The sequence below is a fragment of the Luteitalea sp. genome, assembly GCF_022842525.1.
GTDB lineage: Bacteria > Acidobacteriota > Vicinamibacteria > Vicinamibacterales > Vicinamibacteraceae > Luteitalea.
In genome coordinates this window covers 24,296-46,456 of sequence record NZ_JALHPM010000034.1, presented here as the reverse complement: position 1 = coordinate 46,456, position 22,161 = coordinate 24,296, and the positions used below count along the sequence as shown (strand labels likewise).

Sequence of the window (22,161 nt, the reverse complement as noted above, 5' to 3'; positions counted from 1 at the left end):
GGCGGGGCCGCCGGCGTCGCGCCATCGAGGCCCACCGCGAGAATCACGCGCAGCCCACCGGCCGCCGGCACCTGAAACGGCGCGGACCGCACCGTCTCGCCATCCACCGTGGCCGATGCCACCAACGTCTTCCCGACGCCGAGTGCCGCGAAGATGGCACGTCCGGCCTCGTCGGTCGGGGCACTGTCGGTCACGCCCTCCCCTCCGACGGTCACCGTGGTGCCCACGACGTTGTTGCCCAGCGCCTGCCTCACCACGCGCACGGAGATCGACCCGTCGGGCAGATCCTGGCTTGGCAGCGCCATGCCGTTCATCTGCCGCAGGTCCGGCATCTGCGCGGCCGCTGGCCCCGCGAGCATCGCCACCGCGACGGCAAGCCCCCCCATCCACCGGCAGGCGGGCGTCACAGCGTGGCTCCGCACGTCTTGCAGAAGCGCGCGTCGGCGTCGTTCAGCGTCTTGCACTCGGCACACTGCTGGGCACTGACCTTCCTGGTCGCCTTCGGCTGCTTGAGGCCCGAGAGGTCCTTCGCGATGCGATCACGCAGTCCGGCCTCACCGAGGTCGATGCGCTGCATCAGGCCGACGGCGCGCTGCCGCAGCCGTCCCACCATCTCGTCGAAGTCGGCGTCGGCCACCTTGCCCATGGCCTTGTCGAACTCGAGTTCCTTGATGCTGCGGAGCACGAGGCGCTTCTCGCGCTCGAGGGCGATCAGATGACGCGTCGACCGACGGGAGTCGCCGACGATCTGCTCGGGAGACACCAGCGGCAGGAGCGTGCGATGCATCGCCACCGCCGCCACCGCCGCCGCAACGATGCCCAGGCTCAGGAGGACCAGGTGTTCGGGCCGCGTGAACCGTGGTTCACGCCACACGGCCGCCGTGGCGCCAATCAGACCGAGAACGATGAAGAACTGCCAGGCCCGGGCATGCGATTCAGTCGAGGTCACGCAATTCCTCGTCGAGCTTGTTCTGATACGGATCGGCCGCAGCCGCCGCAGGGACGACCGCGTCGTCGCTCGAGGGCCGCGTCCAGCGGACGGCCACCGTGCCGGCCGCGACGGCGCCCACGATGCCGAGGACGAACGGCAGCGCCCACGCCAGGCGATTGAACGGCGTGTCGGGGGGCTGCGTCAGGATGTCGGCCCCGCCGTGCTCCTGGACGAAGGTCGCGAGGATCGTTTCGCGGTCCTTGCCTTCCTCCACCAGCGTCCGCAGCCGCCCCAGCTGCTTCTCCTTGCCCTGGCACTGGAACATGCCGCAGGTGCCGGCCGGCAGGCGACAGCCGCAGGTGCAGAGAATCTCGTTCTCCAGTTCCCGCTCGAGCGGGAGGCGCTTGATGATCGCGCCCGTGTCCGAGAGCGGCGCCTGGGCATGCACGGCATGCGGGATGGCGACGCCACCGAGGATCAGCAGGACCAGCAGCGTGGTGGTGGTCGTCCCCGCCGTCACCCCTTCGGGGATCTTGACCGACGCCACCGCCAGCGCGCGCTCCGGCAGCAGCGCGATCAGGGTGCCCAGCGCGAGGATGCCGAAGCCGGCCCAGATCCAGTTGACGAGCGGGTTGACCACCACATGGAACGTGGCGCTCTGCTGCTCGGCGTCGAATCCGGCCAGGACGACGTACAGGTCGTAGCCGAAGGAGCGCCGGATCGCCACTTCGGTGGTCGGCTCGTCGGCACGCTTGTTGAAGAACCACTTGGCTGGCGCGAGGGTCCCCAGTTCCTTGCCATCCTGGAACGCGGTCATCTTCGCCGTCACCATCTGCTTCTGTGCGTCCTGCGTGATGGCGATGCCGTCATGCCGCACCGTGAACGCCCCCACGGTCACGGTCTGGCCCGGCTTGAGCAGCAACTGCTCTTCCTGCTTGAAACCGTCGCCGGCGAAACCGAGCGCCATCAGCACGATCCCGAGGTGCACGATGTAGCCGCCGTAGCGGCGCTGGTTGCGCGCCACGAGGCCGATGGCCGAGGTGACCAGATCCGACCCCGAGTACTGCTGCCGGACCCGCGCGCCCCGCACGAACTCCTGCAGGAGCGTTGTCGTCACGAACGCCGACATCGCGAAGCAGATGCCCGACGACCACACGCGCACGCCGAGGGCCAGCAGCGCCCCGCCGGTCACCAGGGCCGCCACTGTCGGCCACAGGAACTGGTAGCGGAGGTTGTCCACCGTCGACTTGCGCCACGCGAGCAGCGGGCCGACGCCGGTCAGCAACAGCAGCGCGAGGCCGATCGGCAGCATCCACTTGTTGAAGAACGGCGGCCCCACGGTCAGCCGCTGCCCGGTCAGGGCTTCGCTCAGCGTCGGGAACATCGTGGCAAACAACACGAAGATCGCCGAGAACAGCAGGATCCAGTTGTTGGCCAGGAACGCCGCCTCGCGCGACACCCATGAATCGAGCTCGTGCCGCGCCCGCAGCAGCGGCAGGCGGTAGATCAGCAGCCCGAAGCTCACCACCAACAGCAAGGTCATGAACACGGTGAACATCAACCCGAGTTCCTTGTCCTCGCCGAAGGCGTGCACCGACTGCACCACGCCGGACCGCGTCATGAACGTCCCGAAGATCGTCAGGAAGAACGTCACGATCACGAGGGTCATGTTCCACACGCGCAGCATGCCGCGCCGTTCCTGCACCATCACCGAGTGCAGGAACGCCGTCGCCGTGAACCACGGCAGCAGGCCGGCGTTCTCGACCGGGTCCCAGCCCCAGTAGCCGCCCCAGCCGAGTTCCTCGTAGGCCCAGATCATCCCCAGCGTCAGGCCGAGCGACAGGAACAGCCAGCTCACCATCGTCCAGCGCCGCACCGCGCGCAGCCACGAGTCGTCCAGGTACCCGGTGGCGAGCGCCGCCATGCCGAAGGCGAACGGAATCGTCATCCCCACGAAGCCGATGTACAGCGACGGCGGGTGGATGACCATGTAGACGTTCTGCAGGAGCGGATTCAGGCCCTGGCCATCGGGCGGGATGTCGGCCAGGTAGGTCTCGAACGGGTTGTTGTGCACCACCATCAGGAAGAGGAAGAACATCTCCACGATGGCGATGACCGCGACTACGTACGGAATCAGTTCGCGATGCGACTCGCGCGAGTTGCGGACGGCGATGGCGCCGAACACCGACAGCAGCAGCACCCAGAACATGATGGAGCCGTCGAGCCCGCCCCAGTAGGCGGTGAGCTTGAACAGCAGCGGCTGTGCGGCATCCGAATAGCGATCGACGTACTTGATCGCGTACGTGTCGGTGACGAAGGCGTACATGATCACGGCGGTCGCCACCGACATCAGGGCGGTGACCAGATAGAACGCCCCGATGCCGCTTTCGGTGAGCCGCGTCGATTGTCGCTTCGCGCCGGCGATGCTCGCGGTGGCCGCGTAGGCGGCGACGACGAAGCAGGTGAGAAGAAGGAACGTGCCGAGTGCGGGCATGGGTCTCGCTAGCTCGCCGACTTGGCTCCCGGCGCCACGCCGGGCGACTGGCCCGGGGCGCCGGACTTGCCGGCTTCGTACTTGGACGGGCACTTGGCCATCACGCCATTCGGCTCCACGACGAACCCGTCGGGCCCGAGGGTGCCCTTGACCACGACCTCGGATCCGTCCTTGAAGGTGTCGGGAACGATACCGTTGTAGCTCGCCTGGACCATCTGGCCATTGAAGGCGACCTCGAACCGGTAGTCGAGCGAGTCGGGCTTGCGACGGATGTCCGAGGCATGCCCGTGCAACTGGAGCCGCTTGCCATACCACTCGGCCGGCTGCCCCATCACTTCATCCACGTGCTTGTAGTACTGCGTATCCTCGCTGAGGCTGGAGTACAACATGGCGCTGAACGCCAGCCCGAGCACGAGGGTCGAGATCGCGATCTTGACAGTCTTTGATCCGGTCATGGTGTTGGGGAGGGGCGTGGGAGACGCATGTCACCCCTCTGGCGGATTATGACGCCGGTTGGACGTACTTCGCCAGATGTTTCGCCACTTGGGCGGTCGGCAGGCCGACCACGTTCGGGTACGACCCGTCGACCCGCAACACGAAGCGCGACGCCCGTCCCTGGATCCCGTACGCACCAGCCTTGCCAGCCGGCTCGCCCGAGGCCACGTACCACCCGATCTCCTCCTCGGAGAGCGCCGCGAACCACACGACGGTCCGCTCCACGAAGGACTCCTCGCCACCCACGTGCCGCAGCGTGACGCCCGTGTACACCTCGTGCGCGCGCCCCGACAGCAGACGCAGCATCCGCGCCGCGTCCACATCGTCGTCCGGCTTGTTGAGGATGACCTCATCGCAGGCGACGGTGGTGTCGGCCGCCAGAATCAGCTCGCCGGCCTGGCACGGCACCGCCCGGGCCTTCTCCTGCGCCAGTCGCCGCACCAGGGCCTCGGCCGGCTCCCCGGGGTGAGGCGTCTCGTCCACGTCGGCCGCCCGCACGTCGAAGGTGTAGCCGACGGCCTGCAGCAGCGCCGCGCGGCGGGGCGAAGACGAGGCCAGGATCAGGCGCATCGGCCGGTCACCAGCACGAAGGTCCGCCCGTGGGTGCCCAGCACCTCGCGTAGCCGGGCCTCGATGACCCGCCGATGGAGGTCCAGCTGATCGGCCACCCCGGCGCTCCGGGCCTGGACGTAGACGACGCCGCCGGCGTCGCGCACCGGGGCGCTCAGCCGCGCCATCGCGCCGCCCACCGCCAGGTGCCACGCCGCCTCGACCTTGCCCCGGCTGTGCGGCTGCGCGGCGATCAACTGCGTGACGGCGCCCGGGACGAGACTGGAAGTCGGCACCACCCCGACAGAGTAGCAGGGTGGTGTAGGCTCGACCCAGACGCCCATGCGCTTCCGCGACATCGTCATCGTCTCTGCCGTGCGTACCCCGACCGGGAAGTTCCTCGGCGGCCTCAAGGATCTGCGTGCTGCCGACCTCGGCGCCCTCGTGGTCCGCGAATCGGTGGCGCGAGCCCGCCTCGCCCCCGAGGACGTCGACGAGTGCATCCTCGGCAACGTCGTCTCGGCGGGACAGGGGCAGCATCCGGCGCGCCAGGCGGCCCTCGCCGCGGGCCTGCCGGTGGAGGTGCCGGCCCTCAACGTCAACATGGTGTGCGGGTCCGGCCTTCGCGCCGTGATGCTCGCCGCGCAGGGGATCGGCACCGGCGACCGTGACATCGTCGTCGCCGGCGGCATGGAGTCCATGAGCCAGACCCCCTACCTCCTGCCGCGCGCACGCGAGGGCTTCCGCATGGGGCATGCGCAGGTGGTGGACAGCATGATCCAGGACGGCCTGTGGTGCGCCATCGACCACTGGCACATGGGCATGACCGGCGAAGCGGTCGCGCGCAAGTACGGCGTGTCGCGCGAGGCGCAGGACGCCTATGCGGTGCGCAGTCACCACAAGGCGGCCCGGGCGCAGCGCGATGGGGCCTTCACGGCGGAGATCCTGCCGGTGACGAGCGGGCCGGTTCGCCGAGCCGGCCGTGCCGCCGATCCCATCCTCGTCGACCGCGACGAGTCGGTGCGCGAGGACACGTCGGTCGAGGCACTCGCCCGCCTCTCCCCTGCCTTCGATCCCGCCGGCACCGTGACGGCCGGCAACGCGCCTGGCGTCAACGATGGTGCCGCCGCGCTCGTGATCGCCGGAGGCGATGTCGCGCAGGCCCGGGGCCTCACCGTCCGCGCCCGCATCGTCGCGCAGGCCACGAGCGGGCTCGAGCCGCAGTGGGTGATGATGACGCCCGTCCCGGCCATTCGCACGGTCCTCGAGAAGGCGGGCTGGACGCTGGACGATGTGGATCTGTTCGAGATCAACGAGGCGTTTGCCGTCCAGGCGATTGCGGTGACGGGCGAACTGGGGATCCCGGAGTCGAAGGTCAACGTGCATGGCGGCGCCGTCGCGCTCGGGCATCCGATCGGGGCCAGCGGCGCGCGTGTGCTCGTCACGCTGCTCCACGCCCTCGAACGCTACGACCTCCGGCGGGGCGTCGCCGCGCTGTGCCTCGGCGGCGGCAACGGGGTGGCGGTGGCGATCGAGAGAACAATTCAGAATTGAGCTTCCTGCAGCGACATTCACAATGCAGCGCGGGGCCTCCACCGCCACCCACGTCGGGGTTGGGAGAGGGCGGCACCGCACATCAATTCAGAATTGAGGTTGCTGCAGCGACATTCACAATGCAGCGCGGGGCCTCCACCGCCACCCACGTCGGGGTTGGGAGAGGGCGGCACCGCACATCAATTCAGAATTGAGATTGCTGTCGCGACATTCACCCCGCACTTCATTGTGACTTGCTCATGTCCCTGAAAGCTGCCTGAATTGCCTGTGATGGTTGGCGGTGCCCGCCCCGCGCTTCATTCTGAATTCTGCATGTCACTGGATGAACCTCAATTGAGCGTGACCCCATGATCCAACTCGTCGGCGTGATCGGTTCTGGCACGATGGGCAACGGGATTGCCCAGACCTTTGCGCAGCGCGGCTTCGGGGTGCGGCTCGTGGACGTCTCGGCGGCGGCCCTCGAACGGGCGCGGACGACGATCGGCAAGAGCCTGGGCAAGTTCGTCGAGAAGGGCACGTTGAGCGCGGCGGATCGCGACGAGACGCTCGCACGGCTGTCCTTCCATGGGTCGATCGATGCCCTCGCCGATGCCGACTACGTCGTCGAGGCCATCATCGAGCAACGGGACGCCAAGCGCGCGCTGTTTGCCAGGCTCGATGCCCTGGTGCGGCCGGAGGTGGTGCTGGCCAGCAACACCTCGTCGATTTCCATCACCGACATCGGTGCGGTCACGACGCGCCCTGCGCAGGTGCTCGGCATGCACTTCATGAATCCGGTGCCGTTGATGCCGCTGGTAGAGTTGATCCGCGGGCACTCGACGTCGGACGCGTCGATGGCCCTGGCCGAGGACCTGTGCCGGCAGTTGGGCAAGACCGGCATCGCGGCCAGCGACTACCCCGGCTTCATCGCCAACCGCATCCTGATGCCAATGATCAACGAGGCGGTGTTCGCCCTGATGGAGGGCGTTGGCACGGCCGAGGCGATCGACTCGGTGATGAAGCTGGGCATGAACCACCCGATGGGGCCGCTGACGCTCGCCGACTTCATCGGCCTCGACGTGTGCGTCGCCATCCTCGACGTCCTGCACCAGGGGCTGGGCGATCCCAAGTACCGTGCGTGTCCCCTGCTCCGCCGCATGGTCGCGGCGGGCCAGCTCGGGCGCAAGTCCGGCCGCGGCTTCTACCAGTACGCGTAAGCGCGCGGACGCCTCGGCCAGGCATCGCTCTCACCGTCGGTGTCAGATCCCGACCACGTCCGCGTCCTGCTGATGTGGGAGCGTCTGTATGCGTTGGGACGGACCGCTCGCGAAGGTTGGGAGGGACCGTTCCCGGACGTTGGGCGGGACCGCTCGCCGAGCGGTCCGCCAGGTGTCACATCCGCTTGCCGGCGACGTGGGTCAGGCGCCAGTAGGCAAAGAACGCGAGCGGGCCGATCACGAGCACCTCGCGCGCCACGGCCGTCAGGTTGTGGGCCAGGAAGCCCTGCACCCAGTAGCGGCGCGAGATGGGCAGGAACAGGTGGAGATCGGACTGGTAGAACCCGGGGGTGAACGGCCAGAGGGCCATCACCCCGATGGGGGCGGTGGTGTCGTGGCCGAGCCAATCGAGCAGGATGTGTGAGGCGTACGCCAACGCGGCGGCCAGCGCCCACCGCCATCCGCCGGTCACGACCCGCGCCACGGCCAGCACGATGAGAACCGCGCCGACGCTGTGCGTGTACATCGAGTGGACGCCGAAGAGCAGGTCGATGTCGGGCAGGGCGCCGAGCGCCGCGAACGGCAGCAGAGCCAGCAACGCCGTGTCGATGGGACGACGGGCGGCGGGGGGATCGAGGGCACGAACGAGGGCGCGGGGACCGGCAGCGAGCACGCCGACGGCGAGTCCGGCCAGCGCGTGCCCCAGGGGGCTGGGCATCGGGCGACAGTAGCAATCCTGCAGAGGGCGGGCAACCTGAGGTGCGCAATTCCTGCATCACTGGCCCTGAGAGGCGAAAGCCACTGACGTCAGTAAGCTCCTGCGAATGAGACACTTAAGAGATCACGCGTGCAACACTTTCGCTTGACAGGGCATTGGCACGTCCTTAGAATGCACGTGTCTGACAGCGGAGTGCCTCCCGGAGCCGGTGAGGCGTAGCCTGTCAGCAGTTTCCCGACCGCAAGGAGTGCGAGTGATGGCAGTTGATGATCTGAAGGAACGTGTCCGCGCCATCGAGATGGCCGTCGGCCAGATCGAGAAGCAGTTCGGCAAGGGCTCCATCATGCGGTTGGGCCAGAAGGACGCCGTGGCGATCCCGAGCATCTCGACGGGCTCGATCAGCCTCGACTTCGCTCTGGGCGTCGGCGGCGTGCCGCGCGGCCGGGTGATCGAGGTGTTCGGCCCCGAGTCGTCGGGCAAGACCACGCTGGCACTGCAGGTGATCGCGCAGGCCCAGAAGGTCGGCGGCATGGCGGCGTTCGTCGACGCCGAACATGCGCTCGACGCCTCCTACGCGCAGAAGCTCGGGGTCAACCTCGAGGACCTGCTGGTGTCGCAGCCCGACAACGGCGAGCAGGCCCTCGAGATCGTCGAGGTGCTGGTGCGCTCCGGCAGCGTCGACGTGATCGTTGTCGACTCGGTGGCCGCGCTGGTGCCGCGGGCCGAGATCGAGGGCGAGATGGGCGACCAGCAGATGGGCCTGCAGGCGCGCCTGATGTCGCAGGCGCTGCGCAAGCTCACCGGCGCGGTGTCCAAGAGCAAGACCTGCCTGATCTTCATCAACCAGCTGCGCGAGAAGATCGGCGTGATGTTCGGCAACCCGGAGACGACGACCGGCGGGCGCGCCCTCAAGTTCTACTCGTCGGTGCGCATCGACATCCGCCGCATCGGCGCCATCAAGGACGGCGATCAGGTCACGGGCGGCCGCACGCGGGTCAAGGTGGTCAAGAACAAGGTGGCGCCGCCGTTCCGCGAGGCGGAGTTCGACGTCATGTACGGCGAGGGCATCTCGAAGGAAGGCGATCTGCTCGACCTGGCGGTGGAGCGCAAGATCGTCGACAAGAGCGGCACCTGGTTCTCGTACAGCGGCGATCGTCTCGGCCAGGGCCGCGAGAACGTCAAGCAGTTCCTGAAGGACAACCCGGCAACGTACCAGGCCATCGACGAGCGCCTGCGCAAGGAACTCGGCCTCGCCCCGGCGACGCCCGCCGAGCCGGTCGCCGGCTGACGACGTTGGTAGGGTCGGCGTTCGTGCGTGGCACTCGCCACGTGCGAACGCTGGCCAGCCTCCCCTGCCTCACACAGCTCGAGGAGTTGGTCGGCGCGACACGCGCCGGCCCTACCATCACCGCATTGGCTGTGGTATGCTTCGCGGGTTGTCCCGCTGCCGTGCCGAGGTAGCTCAGTTGGTAGAGCATACGACTGAAAATCGTAGTGTCGCCAGTTCGATTCTGGCCCTCGGCACCATCTCCCTCGCTCCACCCCCACCACCGCACTGATTTCTCGCAGAATTGCTTGCAATTCTCGTGATCCGGGTCTATCACAGTCTCAGGATGTCCGCCGCAATCCGGCCGTCCTGACAGTCGTTTCGGCAGTTGCCGCGCCGACTGTCGCCCGTTTTCGGGAAACGACTGTCATGCCCCTCACGGATGCGCAGATTCGGCGAACGAAGGCGACCGTCAAGCCGGTGCGGTTGTACGACGGCGACGGCATGTACCTCGTCACTCAACCGCAGGGCGGCCGGTCCTGGCGCTTCGACTACCGCTTCCAGGGCGCCCGCAAGGGCATCAGCCTCGGCACGTACCCCGAGGTATCGCTCGCGGTGGCCAGGGAGCGGCGCGCGGAGGCTCGACGCCTCGTCGCCGAGGGTCTCGACCCGTCTCTGGTCCGCCAGGCCGCCAAGCGCGGGCCGGCCGAAGGCCATACGTTCGACGCCGTGGCCGCAGAGTGGCTGGCCAAGCAGGCCACCAAGTGGGCCGCGTCCACGACCGAGAAGGCCACCTACCACCTCTCGCTTCCCTCCCCCTGGATCGGCCGTCGGCCGATCGCCAGCATCGAGCCTCCCGAACTGCTCGACGTCCTCCGGGACATCGAAAGCCGTGGGCACATCGAGACGGCGCACAACGTCAAGCAGCGCGTCGGCCAGGTGTTCAGATACGCGATCGCCACAGGCCGGGCGACGCGCGACCCGAGCGCCGACCTCCGCGGAGCACTTACGCCCATTTCGAGGCAGCACCGGGCGGCCCTGACCGCGCCCGACGACATCCGAACCCTGCTGCGGGCGATTGCCGGCTACCACGGGTCTCGCGTGGTCCACGCCGCTCTGCAGATGCTGCCGCTGGTCTTCGTACGGCCGGGCGAACTCCGACTGGCGCGCTGGTCCGAGTTCACACTCGACGAGGACAGCGGCCTCTGGCGCATCCCAGCAGAGCGGATGAAGCACCGGGAGCCTCATCTCGTCCCGCTCAGTCGTCAGGTTGTCCGGCTGCTCAAGGACCTCCAGCGCTTCACGGGACCGCGCGAGGGGGAGCGGCCGGAGGATACGCTCGTGTTCCCCTCGCGGGTCGGTCGCCGCATCCCCATCAGCGAGAACACGCTGAATGGCGCGCTGCGCCGCCTCGGCTTCGGCTCGCGCGACATGAGTGCGCACGGGTTCCGCACCCTCGCGAGCACGCGGCTGCACGAGCTAGGCTGGAACACAGCCGTCATCGAGCGGCAGCTCGCCCACCGCGACCCGAACACCGTCCGCGCCGTCTACAACCGGGCGCAGCACCTCGAGGAGCGCCGCACGATGATGCAGGCGTGGGCCGATCACTTGCGGGAACTTGAAGCCGGGGGCCGCTCGGGCTAGAACGCCCGGACGCCAGCGTCACTGGGCACTCGCAGCGACACTGAGGCGCTCGAGCAGCGATGCCGTGGAAGCTCCATTCATCTCCCGAGCCAGGGGGCCGTTACCGAAGCTCCGAATACGGCCGTCTGGCTGCACCTCGAACACCGTCTCGTAGTACCAGAGAGGACGCCACCCCTCGAGTTGCGACACCCACTTCAGGGCCACGACGTACTTCTGCCCGGGGTTGAGGGGTTCTGAGCCTTGGACAATGACGTGTTGCACGTAGGTCCCGCGATCGATCTTGCCTCCAGGCATGACAACGAGGATGCGACTGCCGGTCACCACACCTCTGTGGTCTCCTCCCGCGATGACGCGCGTGATCGACGCCGAGTACGCCGTGACGACCGACTTGTAGCTGCCGTAGTAGTGCGTGACCTCGCCACCCGCGGCAGAGACCGGCTCGACTTCCGCTACCAGGTCAGACGAGCGGACGAGCTCGTGCCACGTGTTCTCGACGGCGGGACGAATGTACTCACGCTCGACCCTGATCGGCTTGGGGACAGATGCGCCTTGGTTGAGCGGCGTCGCAGCCACCGAGAGCAGTGCCGAGATGAAGCTGACGACAAGCGTGTTCATTGCTCACCTTCCTCGTGACATCGGGGTCAGCGGTCGTTCGCTCGGCGCACATGGAGAGTAATCCAACGAGATGCTCTGTCCCCACTCATCGGCTGGCTGGGTTTCGATGTTGCCGTCTCGACTCGCCCCCTCGGACGTCAACGGGCCTAGCGGAACGCGCGCGCGCATCCCGTGCCGACGCGATGCGGCCTTCGACCCAAGCGTGTACTTCGGACTGCACCCAACGCACGCAGTTGCTCCCCAGCGGAATCGGCGGTGGGAAGAGCCCGTGCTGCACCAGGTGGTACACGTGCGCCCGGCTGAGGCCCACCACCGCCAGCACATCGCGCAACCGGAGCAGGCGCTCAACGCATGACGGAGTCGAAACGGTCAGTGGGACACCGTCGGCGAAGTCACCTGCGGCAGCGGTGGTTCTCCGTGTCGCATGCGCCCTGCTCCCCGTTCTCGGTGGCGATGGGACTGCGGTACGAGACGAAGTGATCGAGCTCGGCATGTCTGCCTCCGAGCTGCCCGCCAATGAGCGGAACGTTGTGGTCGGAATCGTCACGCCCGCTGCGGAACTGAAGCAGTGGGCGACGCTGACGCGGGCGTTGCACCGGCGCCTGCACCCGTCGGTCGACGGGCGAATGTCCGCGCGTCCGGGAGGCGCGGCTGAATAGTAGAACTCGTGGAACGGAGACATTCTTACTGGCTCGCCGTGTCGAGCAGCGATCCCTGCCCTGCCGCACTCGACGACTTCCCCGGGCAAGCACGCACGTGACACGACGTGGCTCGCGTGAGGGGCTCGTCAAGGCCGTAGCCCCGCGGGACCGCGGGGGCGACGCCGGGCGTCGCGCCTTGACGAGGCGGAACCGAGCCGCATGCTCTCGAGCGTGCTGGCCCGCTCCATCGGCTGGTCGCCGATCTGGCGCTCGAGGCTCAGGACATCTTCGTCCCGGACGACATCGACGTCTTCGTGCTGCAGCGACTGGGTGTCACGGAGGGGCGTGAACGACCCCGCCCGGGCGGGGTGTGGGGCAACCAGCGAGGCGAAAAGAGGGGGTCGTTCACGCCCCGACATCTCCTCTGCGTCCGTCGCTGTGGGCGCCACGGCGGCACAGAGCGCCGCCTCACTCGCGCCACCGGTGCGATGCAAGCCGCATCAGCGCAGGCGTTTACGCCAAGGGCTCTCGCTGACCAGGATGAAGAGACACACCTGCTGACCCGCGGTCATCGGTCGCCCGCTGTAGACGCGCGCTCCCCCGGCCATCTTCTATGCTGTCTTCTACTTGCGTCGGTGTCGCGGTGTGCTCGGCCCGTTGCTGAAGCCGGTCGTCCGGGCGCGCCGAACCCCACCGAAAACAGGTCGGGTGATCGGCGCCGCCGCTCGTCGGTGATGCGCTCCAGCCTTCTGCCCGCACCGGGCCAACACGGCTGGCTGCACGGTTCTCGCCGATAGACCCGGGGGAGCCGAGAGGCCCCAGCACCGGTAGCTCCCCCGGTGGCTCCCCTCTCGACTCCGCAGGTACTCATTCCCACGCCCGCTGGCGCGCCTCCGACCGGCTCCTTTTCGTCCTCACTGGGCGAGTCTCATTGAAGACGACGCTCGCCCCTCACGGCCTCACATCGAATCGCGCCTCGAGGGTCACGCCGTCGACCTGAGCGGTCACGACGTAGGCGCCCAGCTGCTCCGGAGCAGGCAACGTCGCGGTCAGTGTCCACCGATCCTTGCCCATCGGTTGCAGGGCAGGAAGAATGAGGCTCGAGTCCGCGTCGCCCACTCGCTGAAGTGACAACGAGGTCTCGGCAGGCTCACGCGGACAAGTGACGTCGACACGTACGACCAGTTGGGTGCCAGGCGCCACGGGGCCCAGCAACGGAGCGACCTGCGGCTCGGCGTGCAGCACGGCGAGCCTCGCCGACGCCAACGAGCCCACCGGCCGCGACGCACCGTCGAGCGGGTGGATGACCGTCCCGAGGGCTCCGGCATGATCGCGTGCGCCGATGCGCAGCTGATATCGCCCGGGCGGGAGGTCAAGTTGCGTGGTCACCACTCGCGAGGCGACCGCCGCCATGTCGAGAGTCGCCTGCCTCGACGTCACGACTCGGCCCTGGTCATCGGCGATCAGCCACCCCAGGTTCGTCGCGCCGCGCGCGCCGTGCACGTGCGTCGACACCACATGCCGTATTTGTTCGCCCAGCCCCGTCTCGAACAGGGCCACAGACGCCACTCGAAGCTGGATGCTCGACGCCGGAATCGCCTGCTGCAGTGCGTCTGTCAGCGTGGTCGAGGCACTGGTTGCGCGGGGGACGAGGACCTGTCGATGCCGCCCGGTTCGCGCGCCACTCCGCCGGACATTCACGCGCACGTGCCCTTGCCGTTGGCGATCGGGCACGGGCCCTTCGATGCCGAGCCTGTAGACGACCGCTGAGTCCTGCAGAACCTGCGCGAGGGCTCCGGCGTGGTCCGGCAGCAAGGTGCCGCCGGTGCCCGCCGCCAGGGACTGCACAGGCTGCTGCACCAGCGCTCTGTCGCCGCCGGCCGCCAAAGACGCGCCAATCTGGGTGTCGGCAGAGACTGTGTTCCGCCGAGTCGTCAGCATGACGTGGATGGTGACGTCGGCCGCCGCCGCGGCACGCGACAGTTCGTTAACCCGCGACGCCGCCTCGCGCGGGTCCAGGGCCCACCCGTCGGTCACCAACACGATGTCCTTGCGGCCAGGCCAGTAACGAAGTTCTGCCATCGTCGACGCCAGGCGCGCCAGCACCACCTCCGCGCGCGACCTGAGCAGGTTGACGCGTGTCTGGAGCCCCGTCTCCAACTCCTGCGCGCACCTGGCACGTTGACCGGTCTCCGCGCAGACGCGAGCCTCCACCTCTCGCAAGCGCTGCTGGTCTCCGTCGACAATGCGCCAAGCATCGCTCAGTGACACGTCGAACTGACGGCCAGCTGGCAGGGGTTGAGACACCCCCAACTGCAGCTCACGGACGAGCGCGTCGCGAAACTGACGACGATCGACCTGAGGTCGGAGGCGGCCGCCCCCATCAGACAAGCTCGCCAGGCCGACGCGTGTGTCCGGGCCGACAGCGTCGACTTCCTTGACGAGGAGAGAGACGCTGCGTTGCGCCTCGGAGGCATCTGCGGACAGGTCGGTGACGATCACGACCACCCGCTCCTCCGGGCCCTCATTGGACGACACCGCGTCGTCTGCCTTCGCTGCCACCGCCTTGGTCTCGACGACTTCGGCACTGATCACACGTTGTCGCCCACCGCCGATCTCCACCACGAAGTCCTCGGGCAGGAGGTCCCGGATCGGGACACCGCGCGCGTCCGTCACTGGCACGTCCAGCAGCAGCACCTCGGTTCGGGCGACGAACGTCGGCGCTTGCGCCTGCGCGGCCGCCTCCACGCTGGCCAACACGGGAAGTGCCAGGCACGCGACGATCTCCCGCAGCGCCATCAACGCTTTACCTCACCCACCGACTCCTGTAACTGCACCTCGTACCGGCGGAACTCCGAGTACGTCGCCAGGGCCTCGATGTAAGCGTTGTAGACACCACGGCCGCCCTGCACGGACGGGTCGGTGAGTGGCCCCGCCGTGCGATACCACTCCCACATCCGTACCGGCACCCGCGAGGTCAGGCTGGGGTGCGTATCGTAGGTGACCTCGATCCGCGCAGCCACACCTTCGGCCTCTGGCTCGATGACCGCCCTCAACAGTTCGCCGGTGACGACGTCGATCAGGAGCCGACCGCGGAGTCGCACGTCCCGCCCGAGAGTCGACCGCACCAGAGTCGGGCTCGCGCGCTCCTCGAAGCGGACCTCCTGGGCCGTGTCGGTGCCAGCGGTAGGCTCTCGCACCGTCACACGGAAGCGGTCGCGATGCTGAGGGTGGACGACGACCAGTGGAAATGTCGGGACATTGAACGTGCGGGTAATGTCGCCGAGGTTGAATCTGGCGCTCTCCTGGGTGACTCGGCGCATCCGCTCCCGCGCGCCTGCCTCGGGCGACAGGAAGAGCGTCGCCAGCCGCTCGGCACGATCGGTCACCTCACGGCCATCGACCGTCAGCACGTCTCGATGCAGTTCCCACGGGCCAGCGGCATCGAAGACGAGCAGCAGGTCCGCCGTCAGGGTGCGGGCCACGACGGCACGCACCCGCGAAGGCTCCCGCGGCGGCACGCCCGCCCACGGCTGGAACTTCTGGACGTACGTCTCGCGCGCGACGACGCCCCGCCATGCCTCTCCTGCCCGAAGAGCCGCAGCGGCTGCCCGCTCGAGCAGAGCGGACTGCCCCTGGCCCCGGGCAGCGCCAGCCGTGAACACGGTGAACAGCACGAGAACCGAAACAAGCGACCTCGTCATGCCGTCAATCACCTCGCTGACTCCATCCGCTCAGGCCTGACCAAGCGTTCCGATCCATCGCAGGTTTGTCCCGCTCGCCGTGGAGCACACGCCACACGTCGACATGGTTCCCGCCGTCCACGGATGTCGCGGAACAGGTGCCACGCGCAGGCCAGGCGGGTTCGCTCGACAGCATAGCGCGGCTGCAGAGGCCCCGCCCGGGGCCGTCCCATTGCCGAGAAACGACGCAGGTGCCAGGAAGCGCAAGGTCCGCCCGAGTCGCTCTCCACAGCCCTCGATGACTCGTCGTTTCGCCGAGCCGCGGCAGAGCCCCCTACGACGCGAAGCCGCGTGGCCAGCCAGGCTCCTGTGTATACAATCTGCAGATGGGGATCGAATACGACCCCGAGAAGAACGCCGCGAACATCGCCACTCGCGGCCTGTCGTTCGAACTCGTTGCCGAGTTCGACTGGCAGGGCGGGCTGGTGCTCGAGGACACGCGCCGGCAGTACGGTGAAACCAGGTACCAGGCGCTTGGTCTGATCAGGGGGCGCCTCCATATGGTCGTGGTCACCTTCCGTGAAGCCCACCTGCGTGTATCAGCCTTCGACGTGCCAACGCCCGAGAGGAACGTATGTATGCCACGTACACCCGCTAAGCGGATCAAGCCGACGGCGCCAGACCGTGACAACCCTGCGTGGGGCGACAAGGAGTTTGCCGCCGCGAAGCCGGCCGCTGACGTGCTACCGAGTGCCGTCGCGAAAGCTTTGGGCGTGCGACGCCGCGGTCCGCAAGCCACGCCGATCAAGGAGGCGGTCAGCATTCGATTGGACCGCGATGTGCTGGATACGCTGAGGGCCTCTGGACCAGGGTGGCAGGGCCGCGCCAACGATGCGCTGCGACAGGCACTGGCCTTGGGCAATCGTCGACTGGTTGAACCTCGCAAGGTGTCGTGACTCTTGCAGGGACGCACCCGGACGATTCCCCAGCGGCGACGATCACTGAGGGCCACGACATGAGAGCCAGAAAGATGCTGAACCCCATTCCGCCGGGCGAGATCCTGATGGAAGAGTTCATGCGGCCGCTGGGCATCAGCATCGATGTGCTGGCTCGCGACTTGGCCGTTCCGCCCGAGCGGATCAGCGACATTGTGGAGGGCACGCGGCCGATCACACCCGACACCGCGATCCGACTGGGCATTCGTTTCGGTGTGTCGCCGGAGTTGTGGGTGGAACTGCAGTCCGACTACGACCTGCGGGTGGCAGCGCGATGCGAGGCGTGATCAATCACCGCAGTTCGCGACTGTGAAGGATCCGCAGGACGAGGACCACTTGGCCGTCGTAGCGGTACTGAACCGAATAGATGCCGCCGAGCACGGCAAGGACGAGTTCGCGGTACTTGCGGCTCTTTCCGACCGGGCGCCCGATATGCGGGTGCCGCCGGAGCAACTCGGTCCTGGTGATCAGCTCGCCCGCGACGCGGCCGGCGAGTTCTGGATAGCGCTCGTGAAGGAAGTCGGCAAACCGTTGTAGATCGTCCAGCGCATCAACCGACCACTGGATGTCTACCTGCCAGGCCACGGTCGATACTCGCGGGTGCCCCAGGTGCGCAGCCACTGCACGACGTGGTCCTGCGACACCAGCGTGTCGCTGGTCGCCCTGGCGGCGCGGGCGTCGAGTTCGGCGATCTCGTCGGCACTCGCCTCTCGCGCGCTGCCGTCGAGCGCAGCCAGTTCAGCGATCAGTTCGGGCACCGTGACGCCGAGCTCCGCTGCTCGCGTCTCGAGGACGTCGGCAGTGTGCTGATCGATATCGACACGAACCGTGGCCATGTCGTGAGGATAGCCGATTGACGCCCCGATCGCGGAGCTGAACCGAACCCGGGACGAGACGGTCGTCTTGACAGTCGAAACGACAGTCACGCCGCACCGGTCGACGCGGCATTTCGGTAATGAATGCCGACTTTTGTGAGCCAGTTCGATTCTGGCCCTCGGCACCATCTAACCCCCTTAATCTACGGTCACTCCGGCCCTCGTTGCTGCGAGGCCTGCGGCGCCGATTTCGCCGTCTGCCCGGAACATGCCCGGAAACGTTCGCGGTCCTCGCCGAACGCCCGTCCGATCGCGTCGACCGCCTCCGCCAGCACGCCCGCGTCAACTCCGCCGGCGCGGCCCGTGTAGTGGGGCGATGCGTCGGCTTGACCCATTACGTCATGCGTAATACCTTGGACAGGTGATTCGTTCCTTCCGGGACAAGGACGTGGAACTGCTGTTCAGCGACGTCCCGGTGAGGCGCTTCAGGGCCATCGAGCGACCTGCGCGGCGAAAGTTGCTGTACCTGCACCGCGCCCGCACCCTTGAAGACCTGAAGGTGCCGCCGGGGAACCATCTGGAAGCCCTCAAGGGAGACCGCCGGGGGCAGCACAGCATCCGGGTCAACGATCAGTGGTGCGTGTGCTTCACGTGGAATGACGGCGATGCACACGACGTCGAGATCGTGGATTACCAGTGAGAGGCAGCCATGAAGACCACCAAGATGCTTGAACCGATTCCGCCCGGCGAGATCCTGATGGAAGAGTTCATGCGGCCGCTGGGCATCAGCATCAACGCGCTGGCCCGCGATCTGGCGGTGCCGCCCAACCGCATCAGCGGCATCGTCAACGGCACGCGGGCGATCACGGCCGACACCGCGCTGCGGCTCGGCAAGTACTTCGGTGTGTCGCCGGAACTGTGGCTCGACCTGCAGTCGGACTACGAACTGCGTGTCGCGCGTCAGACCATCTGGCCTCAGGTCGCGTCCTCCGTGAAGGCACGGGTGGCGTGATCGAGCGCCGAGGCGCGGGCGGCCTGGCGACGTCACGCCAGGGTGTCACGCCCGAGCGCGCCCGATGATGTCCGAGGCCGGAAGCAGCAGGCTCGCTTTCGACGCCGTCGCAGGTCGGGTCGTGAGCAGGACGAACGTCGTGTCCGTCGCCGGATCGTGCCAGGCCATCGTCCCCGTCGATCCGAAGTGACCGAACGTCTCGGCCGAACATGCCGCACCGAAATCGGCAGGGTCGCGCTGCCAGCCGAGCCCGAAACGCGGGCGCATCGCGCCGGTCTGGATGGCGCGCATCTCGCGGCGGCTGGCCACACTCAACCACTCGCCATCGGTCGACGCGAACCCGTCGAGAAACGCCGCGAGGTCCGCGGCGGTGGCGTGGGCGCCCCCCCACGGCGCGCCGAGGTTGCGCCAGTAGGCGCTGTTCCAGTCCCAGTCGCTTCGTTCTGCGTCGGGCACCTGGCACGGCGCCGTCGCCGCGATGGCGCGGCCCCCCAGCCCCAACGACGAGTGCCGCATCCCCAAGGGCTCGAAGACCGTCCGCGCCATGAAGGCCGGCATCGCCTCGCCGGTCACTTTCTCGACGATCGCTGCGGCGAGCAGGATGCCCATGCTCTGGTAGCTGACCCGGTCGCCGGGAGGGAACAGCAGCGCCGTTCGGCAGGTCCGCGCGACGAACTCCGAGAGCGGCGCGTGCTGACGCCGCAGGTCGACGTTCTCGGGCAGCATGTCTGGGAGGCCGGACGTGTGCGTCAGCAGGTGGCGAATCGTGATCGCGCCGCGCTGGTCACCACGCAACGCCGGCAGGTACCTGGCGACCCGATCACTCAACGCCAACTCGCGTCGATCGCGCAGCCACAGCACGCACGACGCCGTCATCGGCTTGGTCGGCGAGGCGATCAGGAACGGCAGGTCGACGCGCGCCGTGCCGAAGGCGCGACTCGACTCGTGACCGGCGCGACGCACGTGCAGGACGGCGGCGGCCACCTCCCCGCTGTCGACCTGTGCGCGGATCAGTCGACTCGCCTCGTCGACACGTTCGGCCAGTTCGGGCGCCGGCATCGCGGCCAGCCTGTCCGCACGGTTCGCTGACGTCATCAAGGAACCAAGACTGGCAAGGGCCAGGAAGTGACGGCGTGTGGGCAACATGGATTGGAACCTGAGGCCTGAGACCTGAGCCCTGAGACTCGTTCCCTCACTTCGTCAACAGGAGCACCACCGGCACCATCAGGAATGTCAGCGCCGTGTTCATCAGCAGGAAGATGGCGAATCCGAGCACGCTGCGCATGACCGACTTCCACCGCGGATACCCCTGGAAGTACTGGACCAGCGAGAACACCCCGTAGGCGATCGACAACGACAGCACCCAGGCCTGCGACTGCGGGATCCACGTCTGCAGCAGCATCCCGATCGTCCACAGCACGAACGTCTGCGCCGTCAGGTAGGTGCTGATGACCAGCCATTCGGGGTAATTCACGTCCCCCACGCGCCAGAATGCGAGCCTGAATGCGGCAGCTTCCAGCGGCAGCATGAGCAGGGTGGTGGCGGCGAAATGCCGGTTCATCCACTCCTTCATCGCCGCGAATGCGGTCATCACTGACGCCGCCCCGGCCTGGCCGTCCGTCGGCACGCGAGCAGCGCCGTCGTAGCCGGCAGGCATGGCCGATCCCATGACGTCCCCCCCCAGCAGCGCGGTGCCCAGCACGACCACCACGCCCGCCGTCGTCAGGAGCAGCGGCAGCGGCTTGACCTGACTGGCCCGCCGCCCCTCGATGTAGTCACGCATCAGGTGCCCGGGACGCACCATGAGATGCGTCAGTGAATACAGCAGACCGCGCTCCATCTGCAGGACGGTCTGCTGCATCTCCTGCCTGAGGAACGGCCAATCGATGCGAGGGGCCGGCGTGGGTTGCCCACACGCCGGGCAGAACTGCTGGTCGGCACCGACGGTGACCCGCTGGCAGTTGGCGCAGCGGTCCGGAGAGAGCTGGGTCATCGGTGTCATCGCGCCGGCGTGAGCTTCAGCAGCCGCCCCTTGCCGCCGCGCCGCCCGTCCTCGAGCACCCAGATGGCGCCATCCGGCCCCTGCTCGGGCTCACGGATGCGCTCGCCCATCGGCCACTGGTCGCCCTTGCTCGCGCGGGTGCCGTCCACGTCGACGCGAATGAGCGCCTGACTGGACAAGCCCCCGATGAAGAGGTCGCCCTTCCACTGCGGAAAGAGCGTACCCGTGTACACCATCAGTCCCCCCGGGGAGATCACCGGGTTCCAGCTGACCTTGGGCGCCTCGAACTCGGGACGCGTGGCGTGCCGCGGGATGGCCTTGCCGTCGTAGTGATCGCCTTCCGACACCACCGGGTAGCCGTAGTTGCGCCCCGGCAGGATCAGGTTCACCTCGTCGCCGCCCTTCGGGCCCATTTCCTGCGCCCAGAGCTGACCAGCCGGGTCGAAGGCGAGCCCGAGCGGGTTGCGGTGGCCATACGACCAGACGACCGGCAGAAACCCCTTGTCGGAGAGCGGGTTGCCATCCGCTGGCGAGCCATCGTCCTTCAGGCGCAGGACCTTGCCGAGGGTCGCCTTCGGGTCCTGGGCGGGATCGAATTTCTGGCGATCGCCGTTGGTGAAGAAGAGGTGACCATCGGGGGCAAACGCGATGCGGCCGCCGAAGTGCCCATCGCCATCGACGTAGGGGGTCGCGCGGAACAGCGTCTCGACCTTCTGCAGGGCCGGTGGCTGGCCATCGGCGAACACGCCGCGGGCGAGGACCACACCCTTGCCACCCGGCCCGGCCTCGGCGTAGCTGAAGTAGACGAGGCGGTTCTCGGCAAACCGCGGATGCAGCACCACGTCCATCAGGCCGCCCTGGCCGTCACTCGAGACGGCCGGCATGCCGTCCACGCGCGTGCGCTGCTGTCCATCGGGCGACACGACGAGCAGCGCCCCGGCTTTCTCGGTGACCAGCAGGCGCCCATCGGGCAGGAACGTCATGGCCCAGGGGGACTCGAAGTCCGCCACGACCTGGACCTGGAACGGCAGGTCGCCTGAACGCTGTGCCGGCGCCGGCGCCTGCCGCGCGGCGTCCACGCCACAGCCAGCCACCAGCGGCACGAGTACCGCGACTGCAAGGATCGATCGCATCGTGACCTCCCGAACGTGAAGCGTGACTCCCGCATCATCGCAGAAAGTCCCACTCCGGGAGACACGCGCCGACCGTCAGGCTGCTCCAGCCGCCGAATGCACCAGGACCCTGAACGGCGCCGGCAACTGGTCGGCCCCGAACGAGACCGCGAAGTGCGGCCCGTCGCTCGCCGCATCCACGGCAATGGTCGTCACCACGGGTAAGCCGCGACGCACGCGTTCGCCATGCTGCCGCAACGCCTCGAGAATGCGCCCGCCACTCATGTTGCTCATCTCCTGAATCGTCGACGCCGCATCGTCTTCGGTCAGGTCGTTGGTGCCGAGCATCGCCTCGGCCATCGCCCCGGCGACGACGCGTGGCGTCTTCAGCTGGACGCGGCACTGGCAGTCGCCCTGCGCCAGGAGGATTGGCACCTC

Annotated in this window: 26 protein-coding genes, 1 tRNA gene and 1 pseudogene; 11 read left to right on the top strand and 17 right to left on the bottom strand. The window is 67.8% G+C overall.

Annotated features, from left to right (window positions below):
- The 6 genes from Q0C41_RS09515 to Q0C41_RS09490 all read right to left on the bottom strand — a co-directional run.
- The coding region (locus tag Q0C41_RS09515; protein WP_291983193.1) for a hypothetical protein at positions 1 to 407 on the bottom strand (407 nt) is incomplete at its 3' end.
- The gene (locus tag Q0C41_RS09510) at positions 404 to 949 is read right to left on the bottom strand and encodes a zinc ribbon domain-containing protein (protein ID WP_291983191.1); all 546 of its coding nucleotides are present in this window, start codon (positions 947 to 949) and stop codon (positions 404 to 406) included. The genes Q0C41_RS09515 and Q0C41_RS09510, both read right to left, overlap by 4 nt.
- Positions 936 to 3,425 (bottom strand): cytochrome c-type biogenesis CcmF C-terminal domain-containing protein, encoded by a 2,490-nt coding sequence (locus tag Q0C41_RS09505; RefSeq protein WP_291983189.1) that lies wholly within the window; start codon positions 3,423 to 3,425, stop codon positions 936 to 938. The genes Q0C41_RS09510 and Q0C41_RS09505 overlap by 14 nt, the downstream gene beginning before the upstream one ends.
- 8 nt (positions 3,426 to 3,433) lie before the next feature.
- A complete protein-coding gene (locus Q0C41_RS09500; RefSeq protein ID WP_291983186.1) occupies positions 3,434 to 3,880 on the bottom strand; it encodes a cytochrome c maturation protein CcmE in 447 nt (148 codons plus the stop codon).
- Between the two features lie 46 nt (positions 3,881 to 3,926).
- Positions 3,927 to 4,490, bottom strand: coding sequence for a nucleoside triphosphate pyrophosphatase (locus Q0C41_RS09495; RefSeq protein ID WP_291983184.1), 564 nt, complete (start codon positions 4,488 to 4,490; stop codon positions 3,927 to 3,929).
- Complete coding sequence (locus Q0C41_RS09490; RefSeq protein ID WP_291983182.1) at positions 4,481 to 4,768, bottom strand: DciA family protein; 288 nt, start codon at positions 4,766 to 4,768, stop codon at positions 4,481 to 4,483. The genes Q0C41_RS09495 and Q0C41_RS09490 overlap by 10 nt, the downstream gene beginning before the upstream one ends.
- Positions 4,769 to 4,811: 43 nt before the next feature.
- Between Q0C41_RS09490 and Q0C41_RS09485 the strand changes: the two genes are divergently transcribed.
- Positions 4,812 to 6,023 carry an acetyl-CoA C-acetyltransferase gene (locus Q0C41_RS09485; protein ID WP_291983180.1) on the top strand — a complete coding sequence of 404 codons (1,212 nt, stop codon included), beginning with the start codon at positions 4,812 to 4,814 and terminating at the stop codon, positions 6,021 to 6,023.
- 347 nt (positions 6,024 to 6,370) lie between these two features.
- On the top strand, positions 6,371 to 7,219 hold the full coding sequence (locus Q0C41_RS09480; RefSeq protein WP_291983178.1) for a 3-hydroxyacyl-CoA dehydrogenase NAD-binding domain-containing protein: 849 nt from the start codon (positions 6,371 to 6,373) through the stop codon (positions 7,217 to 7,219).
- A 175-nt stretch (positions 7,220 to 7,394) separates the two neighbouring features.
- On the opposite strand, the gene Q0C41_RS09475 is transcribed toward Q0C41_RS09480, so the two are convergent.
- Positions 7,395 to 7,937: a metal-dependent hydrolase gene (locus Q0C41_RS09475; protein ID WP_291983176.1), complete on the bottom strand. Its 543-nt coding sequence runs from the start codon at positions 7,935 to 7,937 to the stop codon at positions 7,395 to 7,397.
- A gap of 256 nt (positions 7,938 to 8,193) precedes the next feature.
- Here Q0C41_RS09475 and recA point away from each other — a divergent pair, with 256 nt between their 5' ends.
- The 3 genes from recA to Q0C41_RS09460 all read left to right on the top strand — a co-directional run bounded on the left by recA (position 8,194) and on the right by Q0C41_RS09460 (position 10,848).
- Positions 8,194 to 9,225, top strand: a complete 1,032-nt coding sequence (gene recA, locus Q0C41_RS09470) for a recombinase RecA (protein WP_291983174.1) — start codon at positions 8,194 to 8,196, stop codon at positions 9,223 to 9,225.
- A 163-nt stretch (positions 9,226 to 9,388) separates the two neighbouring features.
- A tRNA-Phe gene (locus Q0C41_RS09465) sits at positions 9,389 to 9,464 on the top strand.
- 169 nt (positions 9,465 to 9,633) lie between these two features.
- Positions 9,634 to 10,848: an integrase arm-type DNA-binding domain-containing protein gene (locus tag Q0C41_RS09460; RefSeq protein ID WP_291983172.1), complete on the top strand. Its 1,215-nt coding sequence runs from the start codon at positions 9,634 to 9,636 to the stop codon at positions 10,846 to 10,848.
- A gap of 18 nt (positions 10,849 to 10,866) precedes the next feature.
- Here Q0C41_RS09460 and Q0C41_RS09455 read toward each other — a convergent pair whose 3' ends face one another.
- Both Q0C41_RS09455 and Q0C41_RS31390 read right to left on the bottom strand, forming a co-directional pair.
- Complete coding sequence (locus tag Q0C41_RS09455) at positions 10,867 to 11,463, bottom strand: hypothetical protein (RefSeq protein WP_291983170.1); 597 nt, start codon at positions 11,461 to 11,463, stop codon at positions 10,867 to 10,869.
- An 85-nt stretch (positions 11,464 to 11,548) separates the two neighbouring features.
- A complete protein-coding gene (locus Q0C41_RS31390) occupies positions 11,549 to 11,956 on the bottom strand; it encodes an AlpA family transcriptional regulator (RefSeq protein WP_367079188.1) in 408 nt (135 codons plus the stop codon).
- Here Q0C41_RS31390 and Q0C41_RS09450 point away from each other — a divergent pair.
- Entirely contained in the window at positions 11,940 to 12,122 is a 183-nt protein-coding gene (locus Q0C41_RS09450) for a hypothetical protein (protein WP_291983168.1), read from the top strand. The genes Q0C41_RS31390 and Q0C41_RS09450 overlap by 17 nt on opposite strands.
- Positions 12,123 to 13,055: 933 nt before the next feature.
- On the opposite strand, the gene Q0C41_RS09445 is transcribed toward Q0C41_RS09450, so the two are convergent.
- Positions 13,056 to 14,903, bottom strand: coding sequence for a hypothetical protein (locus tag Q0C41_RS09445; RefSeq protein WP_291983165.1), 1,848 nt, complete (start codon positions 14,901 to 14,903; stop codon positions 13,056 to 13,058).
- Entirely contained in the window at positions 14,903 to 15,808 is a 906-nt protein-coding gene (locus Q0C41_RS09440; RefSeq protein ID WP_291983164.1) for a hypothetical protein, read from the bottom strand. Before Q0C41_RS09440 ends, Q0C41_RS09445 begins: the two co-directional genes overlap by 1 nt.
- Before the next feature lie 365 nt (positions 15,809 to 16,173).
- Between Q0C41_RS09440 and Q0C41_RS31385 the strand changes: the two are divergent.
- The 3 genes and pseudogenes from Q0C41_RS31385 (at position 16,174) to Q0C41_RS09430 (ending at position 17,069) form a co-directional block, all read left to right on the top strand.
- Positions 16,174 to 16,445, top strand: a pseudogene (locus Q0C41_RS31385) (BrnT family toxin).
- The gene (locus Q0C41_RS31380) at positions 16,426 to 16,743 is read left to right on the top strand and encodes a BrnA antitoxin family protein (RefSeq protein WP_367079187.1); all 318 of its coding nucleotides are present in this window, start codon (positions 16,426 to 16,428) and stop codon (positions 16,741 to 16,743) included. Before Q0C41_RS31385 ends, Q0C41_RS31380 begins: the two are co-directional and overlap by 20 nt.
- A gap of 74 nt (positions 16,744 to 16,817) precedes the next feature.
- Positions 16,818 to 17,069, top strand: a complete 252-nt coding sequence (locus tag Q0C41_RS09430) for a HigA family addiction module antitoxin (RefSeq protein ID WP_291983159.1) — start codon at positions 16,818 to 16,820, stop codon at positions 17,067 to 17,069.
- A gap of 4 nt (positions 17,070 to 17,073) precedes the next feature.
- Here the strand turns inward: Q0C41_RS09430 and Q0C41_RS09425 are convergent, their stop codons facing one another.
- Both Q0C41_RS09425 and Q0C41_RS09420 read right to left on the bottom strand, forming a co-directional pair.
- Positions 17,074 to 17,367 carry a type II toxin-antitoxin system RelE/ParE family toxin gene (locus Q0C41_RS09425; RefSeq protein ID WP_291983157.1) on the bottom strand — a complete coding sequence of 98 codons (294 nt, stop codon included), beginning with the start codon at positions 17,365 to 17,367 and terminating at the stop codon, positions 17,074 to 17,076.
- Positions 17,352 to 17,618 (bottom strand): hypothetical protein, encoded by a 267-nt coding sequence (locus Q0C41_RS09420; protein ID WP_291983156.1) that lies wholly within the window; start codon positions 17,616 to 17,618, stop codon positions 17,352 to 17,354. The genes Q0C41_RS09425 and Q0C41_RS09420 overlap by 16 nt, the downstream gene beginning before the upstream one ends.
- Before the next feature lie 400 nt (positions 17,619 to 18,018).
- Between Q0C41_RS09420 and Q0C41_RS09415 the strand changes: the two genes are divergently transcribed.
- Positions 18,019 to 18,297 (top strand): type II toxin-antitoxin system RelE/ParE family toxin, encoded by a 279-nt coding sequence (locus tag Q0C41_RS09415; protein WP_291983155.1) that lies wholly within the window; start codon positions 18,019 to 18,021, stop codon positions 18,295 to 18,297.
- 9 nt (positions 18,298 to 18,306) lie between these two features.
- Positions 18,307 to 18,609: a HigA family addiction module antitoxin gene (locus Q0C41_RS09410; RefSeq protein WP_291983154.1), complete on the top strand. Its 303-nt coding sequence runs from the start codon at positions 18,307 to 18,309 to the stop codon at positions 18,607 to 18,609.
- A 45-nt stretch (positions 18,610 to 18,654) separates the two neighbouring features.
- Here the strand turns inward: Q0C41_RS09410 and Q0C41_RS09405 are convergent, their stop codons facing one another.
- The 4 genes from Q0C41_RS09405 to Q0C41_RS09390 all read right to left on the bottom strand — a co-directional run bounded on the left by Q0C41_RS09405 (position 18,655) and on the right by Q0C41_RS09390 (position 22,158).
- Positions 18,655 to 19,668 (bottom strand): serine hydrolase, encoded by a 1,014-nt coding sequence (locus Q0C41_RS09405; protein WP_291983153.1) that lies wholly within the window; start codon positions 19,666 to 19,668, stop codon positions 18,655 to 18,657.
- Positions 19,669 to 19,801: 133 nt separating this feature from the next.
- A complete protein-coding gene (locus Q0C41_RS09400) occupies positions 19,802 to 20,602 on the bottom strand; it encodes a DUF3667 domain-containing protein (RefSeq protein ID WP_291983151.1) in 801 nt (266 codons plus the stop codon).
- 5 nt (positions 20,603 to 20,607) lie between these two features.
- Positions 20,608 to 21,744, bottom strand: a complete 1,137-nt coding sequence (locus Q0C41_RS09395) for a PQQ-dependent sugar dehydrogenase (RefSeq protein WP_291983150.1) — start codon at positions 21,742 to 21,744, stop codon at positions 20,608 to 20,610.
- A gap of 75 nt (positions 21,745 to 21,819) precedes the next feature.
- Positions 21,820 to 22,158 carry a hypothetical protein gene (locus Q0C41_RS09390; RefSeq protein ID WP_291983148.1) on the bottom strand — a complete coding sequence of 113 codons (339 nt, stop codon included), beginning with the start codon at positions 22,156 to 22,158 and terminating at the stop codon, positions 21,820 to 21,822.
- Positions 22,159 to 22,161 lie beyond the last annotated feature (3 nt).

What these genes read in the sequence shown, in the direction of transcription:
- Q0C41_RS09475 (WP_291983176.1), bottom strand. Translation starts at nt 7,937, where the DNA reads ATGCCCAGCCCCCTGGGGCACGCGCTGGCCGGACTCGCCGTCGGCGTG.
- Q0C41_RS09410 (WP_291983154.1), top strand. Translation starts at nt 18,307, where the DNA reads ATGAAGACCACCAAGATGCTTGAACCGATTCCGCCCGGCGAGATCCTG.
- Q0C41_RS09400 (WP_291983151.1), bottom strand. Translation starts at nt 20,602, where the DNA reads ATGACCCAGCTCTCTCCGGACCGCTGCGCCAACTGCCAGCGGGTCACC.
- Q0C41_RS09420 (WP_291983156.1), bottom strand. Translation starts at nt 17,618, where the DNA reads ATGGCCACGGTTCGTGTCGATATCGATCAGCACACTGCCGACGTCCTC.
- Q0C41_RS31390 (WP_367079188.1), bottom strand. Translation starts at nt 11,956, where the DNA reads ATGCCGAGCTCGATCACTTCGTCTCGTACCGCAGTCCCATCGCCACCG.
- Q0C41_RS09480 (WP_291983178.1), top strand. Translation starts at nt 6,371, where the DNA reads ATGATCCAACTCGTCGGCGTGATCGGTTCTGGCACGATGGGCAACGGG.
- Q0C41_RS31380 (WP_367079187.1), top strand. Translation starts at nt 16,426, where the DNA reads ATGCCACGTACACCCGCTAAGCGGATCAAGCCGACGGCGCCAGACCGT.
- Q0C41_RS09500 (WP_291983186.1), bottom strand. Translation starts at nt 3,880, where the DNA reads ATGACCGGATCAAAGACTGTCAAGATCGCGATCTCGACCCTCGTGCTC.
- Q0C41_RS09430 (WP_291983159.1), top strand. Translation starts at nt 16,818, where the DNA reads ATGCTGAACCCCATTCCGCCGGGCGAGATCCTGATGGAAGAGTTCATG.
- Q0C41_RS09445 (WP_291983165.1), bottom strand. Translation starts at nt 14,903, where the DNA reads ATGGCGCTGCGGGAGATCGTCGCGTGCCTGGCACTTCCCGTGTTGGCC.
- recA (WP_291983174.1), top strand. Translation starts at nt 8,194, where the DNA reads ATGGCAGTTGATGATCTGAAGGAACGTGTCCGCGCCATCGAGATGGCC.
- Q0C41_RS09460 (WP_291983172.1), top strand. Translation starts at nt 9,634, where the DNA reads ATGCCCCTCACGGATGCGCAGATTCGGCGAACGAAGGCGACCGTCAAG.
- Q0C41_RS09440 (WP_291983164.1), bottom strand. Translation starts at nt 15,808, where the DNA reads ATGACGAGGTCGCTTGTTTCGGTTCTCGTGCTGTTCACCGTGTTCACG.
- Q0C41_RS09395 (WP_291983150.1), bottom strand. Translation starts at nt 21,744, where the DNA reads ATGCGATCGATCCTTGCAGTCGCGGTACTCGTGCCGCTGGTGGCTGGC.
- Q0C41_RS09485 (WP_291983180.1), top strand. Translation starts at nt 4,812, where the DNA reads ATGCGCTTCCGCGACATCGTCATCGTCTCTGCCGTGCGTACCCCGACC.
- Q0C41_RS09495 (WP_291983184.1), bottom strand. Translation starts at nt 4,490, where the DNA reads ATGCGCCTGATCCTGGCCTCGTCTTCGCCCCGCCGCGCGGCGCTGCTG.
- Q0C41_RS09405 (WP_291983153.1), bottom strand. Translation starts at nt 19,668, where the DNA reads ATGCCGGCGCCCGAACTGGCCGAACGTGTCGACGAGGCGAGTCGACTG.
- Q0C41_RS09505 (WP_291983189.1), bottom strand. Translation starts at nt 3,425, where the DNA reads ATGCCCGCACTCGGCACGTTCCTTCTTCTCACCTGCTTCGTCGTCGCC.
- Q0C41_RS09455 (WP_291983170.1), bottom strand. Translation starts at nt 11,463, where the DNA reads ATGAACACGCTTGTCGTCAGCTTCATCTCGGCACTGCTCTCGGTGGCT.